This window comes from Microcoleus sp. w1-18aA5 (genome assembly GCF_036701705.1).
Classification (GTDB): Bacteria; Cyanobacteriota; Cyanobacteriia; order Cyanobacteriales; family Microcoleaceae; genus Microcoleus.
Map to the genome: position 1 here is coordinate 54,346 of NZ_JAUPTE010000002.1, position 14,386 is coordinate 68,731.

The following is a 14,386-nucleotide window of genomic DNA, read 5'->3' on the forward strand; positions in this document are numbered from 1 at the left end:
CGGCTCCGTCCCCGTCATCATCGGCTCCGTCCCCGTCATCATCGGCTCCGTCCCCGTCATCATCGGCTCCGTCCCCGTCATCATCGGCTCCGTCCCCGACGACGGCGTAGGCTGCGGCACCGTGCCACTATCCAAACTATCCGCGTTCTCATCGGGTAGCCGCCCTTCGAGAAAAATTAGTGGTACTGCACTTGGCATTGTTCCGACTCCTTGCGACGCTACTCAAAAACTACTAAATAAACTTAAAGTCAGATGCAGTAATGACGGTGCTGAGCGCTCCCGGCACTGTAGGAATAGAATTCAACACTGCCAAATCGAAAGCTGGGAGACTGTCATCTGCCACATTCGGGTCGAAGCCGAGAACGTACTTGTTAAAAGTATTGTTCAGGTACACGAAGAAAGCTCCCGTTTTGCTCGAACCCTTTTGATTCTTCAACACTGCATTTATGGCTTGAGCGTTATCAAATTTAGATTCAAACAAAATGACTGATTGCTTGCTGATGTCGTCGCCGCTAGACCCGATATTCCTGACGATAAAACTGGTGAAATCGAGAGTAGTTCCTGAATTGGTTAAACCTGCGAAATTTGACGACCTGAACAAAAATCTGTCGGTCTCGCTGCCGTTAGCGTTAAAGTCAGCAATCACGTCCACGCCTTCGCTGGGAGTTTCATAGTAGAAGAAGTCATTGCCAGCATCGCCCGTGAGCAAGTCAGAACCGTTGCCACCGCCCAAAATGTCATTGCCTGCACCACCGGAAAGCGAGTCGTTGTCATCGCCGCCCAATACCAAGTCATTGCCGAAGGCGCCGCTGAGACAGTCACTGCCGGCACCGCCGTCGAGAGTGTCGTCGCCCGCTTGGCCGTCGAGGGAGTCGCTGCCGGCCTCGCCCAACACGTAGTCATTGCCGGAACCTCCTAGTCCCGTGTCGTTGCCTTCTCCACCCAACATCGTGTCATCGTTGTCGCCGCCCAAGATGGAATCGTTATTGATACCGCCGTCGAGCAAGTTTCTGCCCAATCCACCGTCTAGGATGTCGTCGCCGGCACCGCCGTCGAGGGAGTCGTCGCCAATGCCACCAAGTAAGGTGTCAATCCCGGCGCCACCAAGTATCGAGTCCTCGCCGGATTCTCCCAATATCGAGTCATTGCCTGTTCCGCCGTCAATGGTGTCGTTGTTGTCACCGCCGCCTAGGATGTCATTGTCATTGCCACCGAACATCAGGTCGTTGCCCAGTCCGCCGATCAGCGAGTCTATGCCGTCTTGGCCGTCAACAGTATCGTTGCCCAGTCCGCCGTCAAGGGTGTCGTTGCCGATCGCACCCACCACCGAGTCGTTGCCTGCTTCACCGAATTCGAGGTCGTTGCCGCCACTGCCATCGATGATGTCGTTGCCGTCGCCCCCAGAGAGGGTATCGTCGCCGGCCCCGCCGAGGATGAAGTCGCTGAGGTTGCTGCCTGTAAAGCTGCTGGCCGGGAGTGCGCTGCGATCGACAATATTATCTACCACCGTAATGCTGAAGGATGCCGGCCCGATAGTTGCAGACCCGTCGGAGGCTGTAAACGTGAAAGTGTCGCTGCCACCTGCTGCCAGCAAGTTGTATTTGACGATGTTGTTGTTGATATCGTCTTGCGTGAATTTGCCGCCCACGTTGAGAAAGGTGCTACCCCTTTGGACAAAACCTCTGGTAGCATCGGGGGCTTTAGTAATCGTGTAAACGATTTCCAAGGGGCTGTTGTCGGGATCTGTGATTAACAAATCGGCGGCAGTAATTGTCTGGGTAGGATTACTTTTGGCAACCACCACACCGTCGTTAATTATTAGCTGCGGGGGGCTACTGACGTTGATGGTTACTACCGCCTTACTTGTGCCGCCGCTGCCGTCTGAGATCGAGTAGCTGAAGCTGTCAGTACCCGAGAAGCCCGGATTCGGGGTGTATTTGAATACGCCGCCGCCCACGGGAACCAGGCTTCCTTTGCTTGCTGGAGCAAAAGTCGTGACAGTCAGAGCGCTTTGTTCCTGGTCAGTGTCGTTCAACAGAACGTTGAAACTGAGTTCTTGACCCGCAACCGTGGTGAAGTTGTCGTTAACTGCTCTTGGAGGTTGGTTAAAGATGGGCGTCGGGAACGTCGGCGTCGGACTTCCTGTCGGCGTCGGACTTCCTGTCGGCGTCGGCAAATTCGGCGTCGGGAACGTCGGCACCGGCTCGTCTGGTGTCGGACTGGTTGTCGGTGTCGGACTGGTTGTCGGTGTCGGACTGGTTGTCGGTGTCGGACTGGTTGTCGGTGTCGGTAGGGGAAGCGGAGTTGCGCTGCCGGGAACTGTGGGGGCAATTACAAATGAGCTTCGCCCTAGGGTTCTGCTGTCTACTCCGGGCAATACTGCTAAAAAGTCGCCGCTGACACCGTTGCGAATAATCGTACTGCCGGCTTTGGTCTCGGTGCTTTGGAAGATTACCAAATCTTCAAACTTGAGGTCGCCACTTAACCCGATTAAATCTTCGCCTTGGCGAAAGTCTGTGAAAATGTCGGCATCAGCGAGATCGGGGCCGCCTGTGGTGATAAATGCCGCGTTAGTGCCGTCGCTGCTGCCGCTGGGGGAACTGAATGCACCGATGACGAAGACATCTCTGCCTTCGCCTCCTGCCACTACGTCTTTGCCTGCTTCGCCCCAAATAACGTCGTTGCCAGCACCGGCGTCCACGATGTCGTCGCCGTCACCGCCGAATACTATGTCATCGCCGTCGCCGGCAAAAATTGTGTCCCCGCCGGCGTTTCCGTAGAGCCAGTCGCCTCCTTCGTTGCCAAATAGCAAGTCTTCGCCGTCACCACCGAAGAGCGAGTCGTTGCCTTGGTCGCCCCACAGAATGTCGTCGCCTCGATCGCCCAAAAAGCTATCGTCGCCAGAACCGCCACGCAAGCTGTCGCTGCCTTTGCCGCCGTAAGCCGTGTCTCTGCCTTCGCCTCCGATTACCGTGTCGTTGGCGTCATTGCCATACAGCAGGTCAGGGTTATTTCCCCCATCGAGGGAGTCGTTATCTTTGCCTCCGTACAGGGTATCGAGTCCTGAACCGCCATCAAGAACGTCGTTGCCCTCATTGCCGAACAGCACGTCGTCATCGTCGTTGCCAAATAGTAAATCGTCGCCTCCGACTCCTTGCAAGGTGTCGTTGCCTTGCAGCCCGGAAATCACGTCTGGGCCGGGACTGCCAGCTAAGGAGTCGTTGCTTTCTGTGCCGCGGACTACGCCGCCGATGATTCCGGGCGAGGTACCTTGGCCTCCGCCCCCTGTGTCGTCTATGTCGCCAATTGTGTCGTCCCCGGAGGGAGGTGTTGGAGGTGTTGGAGTCGGAGTCGGAGTTGGTGTTGGCGTCTCTGGTTCTGGCGTCTCTGGTTCTGGCGTCTCTGGTTCTGGCGTCTCTGGTTCTGGTGTTGGAGGTGGTATAATTACTAATGGCACTGCACTTGGCATTATTTTGGCTCCTTTAAACGACGATCCCGATTTACTTTAAGAACTGATTAGTATCAGTTTGTTGCCACCAATCTGGCTTAAAATTGATTAATAACCCCATCATTTCTAACATACTAAATCAAAACTGCCACGGCTATAGATATTTTTTAAGCCGGGCATCTTTTGATCTCAAAATATTAATGATTGCACGTTTTGATGCCTATGTTGGGTATACTTTAATATCGCGCCAGTTCGAGAGAACCTAGAAGTCGCGCTTGGAGTGAGCCCGGTGTATTTATCCAGAATCAGAAAAAATAAAAATCTTCGCCGTCATAATTTTTTCTTTCCGAATGTCGAATGCTGAATACAGATTTGCCTTTTGCCTGCAGAAGCGAAGGTTATGCTGACTGCTGACAAGAAACAGAGCTGTTAATTAGGGGCAGAAGCGGCCCGGTTTGTTCTTGTCCACTGACGGATAGTTCGCTGTGGCAAAGGTAAAGCAGGGAACAGCGACTTAACAAATCTAGCAGAATTCGCCGCAGTCGCTGTTGGTCGGCCGCCGTTTCCTCTTCGGTTTCCCAGGGACGCCCCTGTTGCGATCGCAAAAATAAGGGAGCGCCAAACAATGTCGCCGCACCGCCGCTCAGCCACAGGGGCGAGCCTGCATCCAGCCAAAAGTGCCATTTGTGGGCGCGGCGGCTGCTGCGGTATTGGAAGATGTTGGCGAGGGTGACGGCTCTAGCTGCTGGGCCTTCTGGACGCACTGGAAAGGGGTTGGCGGTGACTGTTCCTTGGCGCAACAACTGGATGAACCGGGCGATCGTTTCTGAGTCGCCGCCATTTGTTGGTTCTACGCGCTGCATTCGCCCGTTGATTTCCCAGTAGTGGGTGGCGGTTTCCATTAACTCTCGCAGGGCTGCTAGCCGATCGTAGGGGAGGTATCTGTCGTTCATGAGAAATTTCTGGATGGCTCGATCGAGCAGGGCAATTGGGCTCGGCAACAGCCGATCCTGCTGTTGCGATCGCTGTTGTTCGATCCACTCGACAATGTGCTCGTAGGCCCTGGCTGCTCGGTGTCCCAGTCTGTCCCACCGGGGAAAAGCTGTAATTGGCAGCAGTTGAGGTCGATCGATATCTGGACAAAAACAGTGATCGGCGATTAAACCTGCTCTCACTTGGTCGATCGATTTTTGATGGTGAATTTGAGATGTTAGATTGAACATCGAGTTGGAATCTTCTGTTTCCAATGAACGGTGTTTCTGGCTGCCCAACACTACCAGCATTTCGGCTGTGCCGTCTCGATCGACTAAACGGCCGAGTCCCGGATAAACTAAGGCTAACAAAGTGAGTAAAGCTCGAATCTCTGGGGTAGTCGAGAGGGGACGTTGATCGTTGAGAGATACGGTGGCGATACCATCTCGCGCGAGAATTTCCGTTAAACTGTAACGGGCGATCGCATCCATCCCAGGGGCAATTACAGCGATTTCCTGCGGTTCCACGGCTTGTGACTTCACCGCATCGACGATGATTTCGGCGGTTTCTCGCAGCAGTTGAGCCCGGGAAGTGGTTTGGAGCGATCGAACTTTACCGGGCAAACTCAAGCCTAAAGGATAAAAACCCTCAGAATTAACTGCTAAACTTACCGCTAAATCTCCAATCTCTGGGGCTAAACCTGCTGTTGCGTCCAAATTTTCCACGCTTTGACAGCGGCTTTCGAGTCGGGCTAGGTATTCCGTGTCAGCCCCCAAGCCCAAACGCACTCCTCCATCCTGATTGTAGGAGAAAGCCCCCACTGCACCTTGGTCGAGCATTCGATCGAACAAATGGCGACTTATCGCCGGATAATCGTCAACATCGTCTGCGATCACAGCTTGGTATCTAGAGGCCAAATGCTTCTGGTAACTAACATCCGGCAACAAATAGCGCCAGTAGAGTTCGCAAACAATCCCGTAAGTCAGGAGCCCCCGCGTCAAGCACCATTCCCGCCACCTTTCCAGCAACTCTCCCATGCTAGTCCACAGGTTGATCGAGCCACCGTCACCAGCAAATCCCTGTTCCAGAATGCTAGGAATCTCTTCTCTCGGTGTACCGCTGACAGCAGCAAGTTGTAATAAGTCTAGTGTTCGACGCACCATTCGGTTTGGACTTACCCCTGTTTTTTGCAAAATCCCTTCGTCTAATTCGCGACGCCAGAGTCTCGCGGCAAGTTCCAGTTCTGTTTCAGGTTGCAGTCGCAAGGGAAATTGAGCCCTCAAATCCAGCGACTGAACTAGCAGGGGCCAAAATAACAATACCTCCTGCTCAAAAAAACCGAAGGGCGTTGTCGAGTGAAAGGTATATTTTCCTTCGGTAGCGACGGCGATGCGATCGGCCAATTCTAGCCGGTTGTCTCCGTTAGCTGCTAAGACTAAAATTGCTGGGGCAGTTTGTCCAGCCCGCCGCCGCCCGGAACTCGATCGCCCTGAAACTGTTGCAGGAAGAGGCTTGACAGTTTTGCTCCAAATGCAGAACTGCTCGACTAAACGAGTGGTTTTGCCGCTTCGGGCAGATCCTACAATCCAAATTGAATCTTCGGTGGCCGTTCTCAATTTATGTAAATTTGTTACCATACCGTGAATACTTTAATCACTAATGTCTACAGCCAACTAACCAGCTTTAGCTATGAATACTTCTCCGTGGAACAGGATTGTAAAATATCTCTACAGCCTTCACCAATGGTATCGAGAAACCCCTGAGAGGGCTCTAGAACAGGCCTACGATGCTGCGTTAGCAATTAAGGCGATCGAAGACGAGCATTTTGGCGGCCAAGGAATCTCTGAGCGATCGGGAGATTACGGACAAAGCACACTGTCTTACTTTAAATCCGAACTGGAAAAATACCTCAAGGTCATCCAAACCCGAATGGTTGAGTTTAATGCTAGCCGTTCTTTTTTAGAACTGCCGGAGCGAGTGGGGGCTAAACCCAAAACGGGGCGCAGCGCTGATTATTACCAGCACGGATTACATCTCAACAATAAAGATAGAGCCTCCCTTATATTTGAGAAGCTAGAGTTTATTGATGGAGTCATCGACAAGTATATTAATAATAGTAGATCAACGGCAATTGTTCCGGTTGTCAGTTCGGTAAATGTGCAGGCAAAATCTACAAATAGCAGTTCTCCACCTGACCCCAAAAATAAAGGTTCAGCTAATTCTGTTCAAATTCACGATGGTGAGGTTGACACTAACTATGAAGAAGTCAATTTATTACCGCGATCGCTTTTGGGGACTTTGAATCGAATCACTAAAGATTTAGACCCGGGAGCTGAAAAAGAAGTAGTCAAGAATTTTCGCAATTCCAAAGTCAAAACAATTATTTCTCTCAGATTTATTTTGCTTTTGATTTTGGTTCCGCTGTTGACAAATCAAATTTCAAAAAACTTTCTAGTCGGTCCGATCGTTGATCATTTGAGAGGTCAAGAAAATGCTTCACTTTTCATAAATGTTAACCTGGAAGAAGAAGCATTCCAAGAACTGGAGAGATTTGAGCAGCGCCTCAAATTTGAAAGGTTAATAGGCACGGCTCCCTCGCTTTCTTTAGAGGAAACGGAAAATAAGATTGCCGAAAAAGCAGTTGAAATAGCGGAGGAATACCGCGCTGAAAGTGGGGGAGCTATTAAAAATATTTTTGCTGATTTGATTTCCTTGATTGCCTTCGCTTCGATTATCGTCACTAACAAGAAAGAGATTGAGATTTTAAAGTCTTTCATGGACGATGTGATTTACGGTCTCAGCGACAGTGCAAAAGCTTTCGTAATTATTTTGTTTACAGATGTGTTTGTCGGATTTCACTCGCCTCACGGTTGGGAAGTAATTCTCGAAGGTTTATCGAGGCATTTGGGACTGCCAGAAAATAGGCAGTTCATATTTTTGTTCATTGCAACTTTTCCAGTGATTTTGGATACGGTATTTAAGTATTGGATCTTCCGTTATTTAAACCGGAGTTCGCCTTCGGCTGTTGCTACGTACAAGAATATGAACGAGTAATCAGAGGCGAAGGAAGTTCGGCAACGAGTAATGTACGGGATGTAACGGATGTAACGGATGTCAGAAAGAAGGAAGAAGGAAGAAGGAAGAAGGAAGAAGGAAGAAGAAAAAAAGATGTAATAATAGCAATGGTTTCAGGCATTGATAACGTCCTCATGAGGGCGTCCACTGCACAGATAGTGGCTTACCCATAGCGCATAAAACCATTTATTTTTTGCGTCAGGAGTGGTTTAATTAAGTTGATCTACTTAAGCTGTTAGGACTCTAAATTTTATTGTTGGGCGGGTTCTCGCCGCGCGCGCCAGACAATAATTGTATCAAACTTGACACTCATCAAGGCTCCGCTCAGGAAGCGTAAAATTTAGATGCGCCTTGGCAGATCAAAAAAAAATGCGATCGCCCGCAGAATTTCTCGAAAGAAATCAAAAGGGCGATCGCATTCCCAAAACTCATTAGCCATTACCAATGACCTAATTCCAACGCTTCTTGCGCTGTCGTTGGCTGGCCACCGCCTCCACCAGCCCCAGGGCGAGAAAATTACTCAGCAGCGACGCATTCCCGTAACTTAGGAAAGGCAGCGGAATGCCCGTAACCGGAGCCAAGCCAATGTTCATCCCAATATTGACGAATACCTGAAAAATCAACATTGACAGTACGCCGATTGCCAGCAAAGAACCAAAATTATCGTTAGCAGTTTGAGCGATCGTCACCAACCGGAAACAAATTATCCAGAATACCAACAACACGCTAATACAGCCAATAAAACCCAATTCTTCGCCAATAGCTGAAAAGATAAAGTCCGTATGCTGTTCGGGAATAAAGTTAAGCTGAGTTTGCGTTCCCTGAAACAAACCCCGGCCCTTCAGTTCTCCAGCGCCAATAGCAATCCGAGATTGAATCAAGTGATATCCGCTGCCTAAAGGGTCTTTCTCGGGGTTTAAAAACCCTGTCAGACGCATTTTTTGATAATCCTTGAGCACATTCCAAAAAATATGTCCGAGGTGTCCAGAAACAACGTTCACCAACACAGCACCGAAAGTGCCTAACCAAGGCCAAGGCAGGGTTCGCCAAGCAATAATACCCGCAACAACTACCCAGGCTATCCAAATCGGTGTAGACAGGTTATTGAAGAGAACTGAGATGAGAGGAGAGAATAGCAATATTAGCCAGCCGGGATTGACATTACCCCAGTAAAACATCCCCATTGTGATTGCGCCGAAGACTAAGGAAGTACCTAAATTTGGTTCGGCAAAGATCAATCCCCAGGGTACAGCCATAATCGCCAGCATCCTCAACATATTACCCACCGTGGGGACAGCCTTGTCGTGCAGGAGAGCTGCTAAAGTGACAATCATGCCTACTTTGGCAAATTCTGAGGGTTGCAGGTAGAAGCCGCCGATGTTGATCCACCGCTGGGCACCGAGCCCGGTAGTACCGATAAACCGCACTGCGATCAGGGACAAATTGATTAATATGTAAATCAGCCATTTCCACTCAAGCAGTATTTGGTAGCGACAGCGGGAAATGATGATGGCGAGGAACAAACCGACTGCCCCAGTTACCCAGTGTCGCCACCAGTCGATCAGCCCCTGGTTGATTTCGACGCTGCGGATCATGACTCCCCCGAAGATGGTGAGGGCGATGCAAGCGCCAAACAGCCAAGGGTCTGCTTCTTCCCAGGGTTTGAAGATTGATTTCCAGCGGTTTCTGACTTGTATTCTCTGCAACATGAGGATTTTAGATTTTAGATTTTAGATTTTAGATTATCGAGCCGATTTTCGGAAGTTGTGGATATATTTCGGATTCACAGCCTGCACCTTACTTGAGAAGCCTCGGTGTTAGTACCTCAGATTATTCGGGGAGTTGTAGGGATGTTCCGGGAACGGAAGAAGGAACGCCCAACCGGGTATCTGGTGTATTCTATTTTTTTCTGGGCGCTTACTTAATTTAGTTCGCGCACGTGGTCAGAAACCGGGTTTTTGTCGAGAAGACGCACTGCAACTTGCAGAAACCGCTAAAAACCCGGTTTTTTGGGTTTTGATTCGTAAGCCCTAGAATCGTCAGGCCGGTTCGTAAAGGTATTCAAAACCGTTCCCATCTGGATCTCTGCCGTAAAAAGATGCAGTACCGTCGCGGTGTTCGTGGATGTGGGTGACGGAAACACCATCGGCTTTGAGTTGTTCGTAGGCGGATTCCATTTCGGTACGATCGTCAAATACAAACCCAAAATGCGGCCCTGCTTGGTCGTAACTCGGACTCAACAGCGCCAGTCCGTCCTCTCCTGCTTTCAAATAAGCCCAGTCTGCATCTTTCCAAACTAACTCCATACCCAAGTTGCGGTAGAATTCAGCAGACTTCTCTATGTCTTGCACGCAGACGGCTACGTGTCCCAATCGTTTTAGTTTCATATCTACAAAGTTTATGGTTGTTCTTTCATTTATTGTATCTATTTTATGATTTTTTGCTCGATTAATTAGCTATTTTTTCTGTTTTTTTTGTTGCGGCTAACTGTACTTTTTCTACTTGTTTGCTGGCGTCCATTTCGCTGAACAGTTGAATGGCGCACTCAAAATTTTCTTGACTTTTCTCGATGTTACCAAGTTTTTGTTCTGTTAGTGCTAGTTGATAGCAAGCTTCGGCTCGGTCTAATTTAGCGCTGGTTCGATCGAGTATTTCTATTGCTTCTGTATGGTGCTGCAGGGCTTGGTCAAATTCTCCCTGTTCTCGGTACAGTGCTGCTATACCGCTGAGAGCCTTGGCTTTGATGGTGCTGTACAGGTTTTGGTCGGCTTGGGCGATCGCTTGGCGGTACAAGCTCAAAGCTTTCTCTGTCTCTCCCAGGTTTTGATAGGTGGCGGCGAGAAAAACTAACTTGTATCCAGTACCCACCAACTGACTGTTTTCCCGCTCGGCATAAAGTTTTTCGGCGAGTTCTTCCGCCTCTTTTTTTGCTCCCACACAGGAGTTGAGGAAAGCTAAGCCGACATTGATTGAATAGCTATTAATCCCGATTTCGTCCCGCGAAGTTTTCAGCTTGACAAATATCTCCATAGCAGATTCTAATTCGCCCATTTCTATTTGACAAAAACCTATATTAATTGCAGCGTTAACTTTCCAGAATTCCAGATTAGCTTGTTTGCCGTTTTCAGGCTCGCTGCTTTTCGCTATAATTTGCAAAGATTTAGTTGCTTTTATTTCTGATATTTGATGGCATTCTATGGCTTGATTTATTTCGCCTAAAATCCGGTAGCAAATGCCTAAAATACTGTATAAGCCACTCAAATAGTAATCAGAAGTCACATTGTTGACGATGCGAGTAGTGGCTGAAATTATGGGGTGCAAGAAACCTAATTTGTATAGTGCTCTACCGAGCTTGTAATCTTTGGCAAACTGGATATGGATTTTTTTGAGGATGACGCTAGCGGCCTGCTCGAAACAGCTAATTGCCACATAATGATAGTAAGCTTCAAAAGCTTTCAGCGCATCTTCTACAGTCTCAATATTGTCAACACTCTCTGTCCAGAACTCGGCGGCTTTGCGATTGGCAGTCTCCCAGTCTCCGGGCGATAGCCGATCAACCGCTTCTTCCCGAATTGCTGGATGCAGCCAGTATTCGCCCTTCTGAGACTCAACTAGCGATCGGTGCAACAGCGATTTAATGATTTGTCGGCGTCCGGCTTCGGGCACGTCCCACAGCAAACACAAAAGTCCGTCAGTAGGGACTGTCGGCACGTCTTGATAGCGGTAACAGCCCAAGCGACACAGGAGTTGATAGGCTTCGGCATCGAGTTCTTGCAGGCGGTTGAATTGACTGGTAACTAAATTTTTTAAGTCTGTTTCAAGGAGGGGATCTTCGCTGTTTTCTAGCCAGTAAGCTGCCATATCTCCGTCAAAATCTTCTCGGATCGTGCCGCAAATAATGCCCATTGCTTTGGCATTACCGCCGTAAACTTTGTGCATTTCCTTGAGGGCGACATCATCTATATTGATATTGCGGGCGCTAAAAAACTGCCGCCAAACTTCAACTTCCAATCCTGGAAGCAGGTAGTGTTCGACGGTGACATCAGAATCGCACAGTCGATCGCGACTGGTAATCAGCGTTACTGACTGCACCGCTGCGTCAGCCAAAACTCGCAACAGTTCCACGTAAAGCCGATGGGGTTCAATAAACTTACCTTGTCCGTCGAGTGCGGCTTCCAAATTGTCAATCAATACGCCGACTTTGTGAGTCTGAAGCTGCCGCTTCAGTCGCCCCAGGGTGACGCCAAAGTCTGGCCCTGGTTCTTCCTGAAAGTCTTGCTTGAGCCATTCTTCGATCGCGCTTTCCAAAGCTGTGATATTCTCTGTCTCTTTTGCCATCAACAGTTCAATTACTCGATCGAACCCTTGAGATTTGAGATACTGTCTGGCCAAAGTCGTTTTGCCGATACCGCCGGCACTTTGGATGACAATCACTTTTGCACCTTGATCGACAAGAGTATTGAGATCTTCGATCGCCCCGAACCGGCCCAAAAAATTCGGGTTTTCGATTTCCAAATCCGCATCAAGTCCGAGAGATACTTGTGCCGGAACAGTTTGTCCCGACTGCGGTTCTACTTTCGAGTAGCTACGCCAATAGCGCTCTACAACCGCCTGAAGGTTGTCTCTTTTGACTTTTTCTCCTTCTCCAAACAGCGCTGAAAGCCGCTTCCACAAATTAGAGGCAGCATCCTTAACAGTCCCTACTCCATACCCTTCACTATCTGCAACCTGTTGGTACGTCCTGCCTTGCACTCCCATCCAAGCTTCGCGAAATATCGCGCTGTCAAGGTTGTCGAGAGTTTTCAGGTTTCGAGCCACAAGTAACGAGTTGGTAAAATCCAGTGCACGATCGGCTTCCATTGAGTCACCAGGTTTAGCGTTACCAATATGACACAACTTTAACAGACTTTTTCCGACTCGCTTACACGCTCAAACAGTGGACTTGTATAGACTTTTACCGACTGACACGGCCGAGGTTGGCCGGGGATACTGTTGAGTGTGCAGGGGAAGTTGACAGACAAGCTTCTAACTTACACACCGATCGAGTCGAGTTTATATTTGGGAGCAAGCAGCGATGTCTATTAACGATGTTGATGTTGAAACAGCGATCGTAGATGAACAAATTCGCCCTCAAGAATGCGGCCGGGTTCGTTTCCAAAACAGTTGGTGGCCGGCGAAGTGCGATCGAGACATGACTTTTGAACCCGGTGAGGTGGTTCGCGTCGTGGGGATTGAAAATATTACTTTGATCGTTGCAGCGTCGTTTGCGATCAATGCTGAAAGTTAAGGCAAATCTACAATCGGGAGAAAGTAATCATGACTGTCAGCCATTTGGAAAGAGCGATCGTTGAAGAAGAAATTAAACCCAATCAGTCCGGCAGTGTGCGATTTCAAAGCAGTTGGTGGCCTGCCAAATGCGTTCGAGAAATAACTTTGCAACCGGGTGAAATAGTTCGCGTCGTGAGACTTGAGAACATTACTCTGATAGTTGAAGCGTAGTGGGGAAGTAAGGAGTTAGCGAGTCGAGCTATAAGTTGCTCGCATCTCCAAGTTCCGCCAAACTGGGTATTATGAACCCAAAATCATGATTTTCGGCTATTTGGAAAAAGCGATCGTAGAAGAAATTCCGTCTGACAAATGTGGCTTCTTTCGCTTTTAAAGCAGTTGGTGGCTTGATTGGGTGCGATCCTCTTCGAGGGCTTCGCTAACGAGGCATAATTTTTACACTGGCGAAACTCGTTTAGGTGGTGGGAATTGACAAGATTACCTTGCTGCTGGAGGGTATGGCTTAAAGTGTCGGAATTTGCGATTGCGCTGCCATTTAGGTGGATATCTCTTCAAATCTCTTCACAGGCGCGATCGCTCTTCTCACCTCTGTTTGCTTTGATATTTTAGCGTAGAAACTCAACAAGGAATCTCCGTCGGCAGTAGTGCTGACATTTTTTTGAAGACGGGACAAGCGCGATCGATATTAATGCCATCCGCCGCAAATTGTGATAATCTGACAACAATCCAATTTCATTCTCGATCGAGTGCGTGCAGCTATGCGAATCGGTAAAAATTTACAAAACTTTCTGCTTTTCACAATAGCATTATTTTTCGCAGTATCGCTGTTGATTAAAGTTACTAAATTTCATAATTATTTCGGCATCAACCGCGCCGATACCGACGTGAAAGTTGTTGCCCTCACCTACGATGACGGGCCATATCCTCCATATACAAATCAGCTTTTAGATATCTTAGACCGCTATCAAGTTAAAGCAACTTTTTTTGAAATCGGCCGCAATATTGAGAAACATCCAGAAATCGTAAAAATGATTGTCGCGAGGGGAGATGAGTTGGCAAACCATTCCTACTCTCACAAAGACATGATGTTTAAACCCCAGGAATTTTTGCTGTCTGAGATTGAAAAAACAGACAAACTTTTGCAGGAAGTTGGGGTTAAGCAAGACAGTATTAGTTTTCGGCCACCTTGGGGTCGGCGATTTGTAGTTTTGTCTTATTTGCTATCCCAAATGCACAAAAAACTGATTATGTGGGATGTGGATTCCCACGATTATGAAAAAACACTCACGGCGGAAGATATCGCAAATCGGGTGATTGACAATGTGCGATCTGGTTCGATTGTGGTGATGCACGACGGCGGGGGCGATCGCTCGAAAACCGTAGCAGCAACTGAGATGATTGTCAAGGATTTGCAGTCGAAAGGTTACGAATTTAAAACTGTTTCTGAGTTGTTGAAATAGCAGTAGGGTGCGTCAGCCACAATTATTTTTGCGACAACAAATCAACACTCTCGTACTGACGCACCAGGAAATAAATAGTGCGTCAGAATTAGACTTTTCGTGGCGCTTGAAAATTTTAAACCTGACCGAAAGCATCCAGGATACA

10 protein-coding genes are annotated in these 14,386 nt (G+C 48.7%); 4 read left to right on the forward strand and 6 right to left on the reverse strand.

The genetic code is table 11. From position 1 onward, the window contains the following. The 3 genes from Q5691_RS01325 to Q5691_RS01335 form a co-directional block, all read right to left on the reverse strand. Positions 1 to 198 (reverse strand): hypothetical protein (locus Q5691_RS01325; protein WP_333311721.1); only part of this gene is annotated, 198 nt, incomplete at its 3' end. 34 nt (positions 199 to 232) lie between these two features. Further along, a complete protein-coding gene (locus Q5691_RS01330; protein ID WP_333212186.1) occupies positions 233 to 3,469 on the reverse strand; it encodes an Ig-like domain-containing protein in 3,237 nt (1,078 codons plus the stop codon). 377 nt (positions 3,470 to 3,846) lie between these two features. After that, positions 3,847 to 6,057 (reverse strand): recombinase family protein, encoded by a 2,211-nt coding sequence (locus tag Q5691_RS01335; protein ID WP_333343776.1) that lies wholly within the window; start codon positions 6,055 to 6,057, stop codon positions 3,847 to 3,849. Between the two features lie 52 nt (positions 6,058 to 6,109). Between Q5691_RS01335 and Q5691_RS01340 the strand changes: the two genes are divergently transcribed. Continuing rightward, positions 6,110 to 7,474: a proton extrusion protein PcxA gene (locus tag Q5691_RS01340; protein WP_333311725.1), complete on the forward strand. Its 1,365-nt coding sequence runs from the start codon at positions 6,110 to 6,112 to the stop codon at positions 7,472 to 7,474. Between the two features lie 470 nt (positions 7,475 to 7,944). Here Q5691_RS01340 and rodA read toward each other — a convergent pair whose 3' ends face one another. The 3 genes from rodA to Q5691_RS01355 all read right to left on the reverse strand — a co-directional run bounded on the left by rodA (position 7,945) and on the right by Q5691_RS01355 (position 12,355). After that, a complete protein-coding gene (gene rodA, locus Q5691_RS01345; RefSeq protein WP_333212181.1) occupies positions 7,945 to 9,204 on the reverse strand; it encodes a rod shape-determining protein RodA in 1,260 nt (419 codons plus the stop codon). Between the two features lie 330 nt (positions 9,205 to 9,534). After that, positions 9,535 to 9,882, reverse strand: coding sequence for a VOC family protein (locus tag Q5691_RS01350; protein WP_190661613.1), 348 nt, complete (start codon positions 9,880 to 9,882; stop codon positions 9,535 to 9,537). A gap of 61 nt (positions 9,883 to 9,943) precedes the next feature. Next, a complete protein-coding gene (locus Q5691_RS01355; RefSeq protein ID WP_333343777.1) occupies positions 9,944 to 12,355 on the reverse strand; it encodes a tetratricopeptide repeat protein in 2,412 nt (803 codons plus the stop codon). A 214-nt stretch (positions 12,356 to 12,569) separates the two neighbouring features. Here Q5691_RS01355 and Q5691_RS01360 point away from each other — a divergent pair, with 214 nt between their 5' ends. The 3 genes from Q5691_RS01360 to Q5691_RS01370 all read left to right on the forward strand — a co-directional run bounded on the left by Q5691_RS01360 (position 12,570) and on the right by Q5691_RS01370 (position 14,241). Beyond that, entirely contained in the window at positions 12,570 to 12,782 is a 213-nt protein-coding gene (locus tag Q5691_RS01360; protein WP_333311323.1) for an NfeD family protein, read from the forward strand. Between the two features lie 29 nt (positions 12,783 to 12,811). Then, a complete protein-coding gene (locus Q5691_RS01365; protein WP_333212176.1) occupies positions 12,812 to 12,994 on the forward strand; it encodes an NfeD family protein in 183 nt (60 codons plus the stop codon). Between the two features lie 545 nt (positions 12,995 to 13,539). Further along, positions 13,540 to 14,241, forward strand: a complete 702-nt coding sequence (locus tag Q5691_RS01370; RefSeq protein ID WP_333212174.1) for a polysaccharide deacetylase family protein — start codon at positions 13,540 to 13,542, stop codon at positions 14,239 to 14,241. The last annotated feature ends 145 nt before the right edge of the window (positions 14,242 to 14,386 follow it).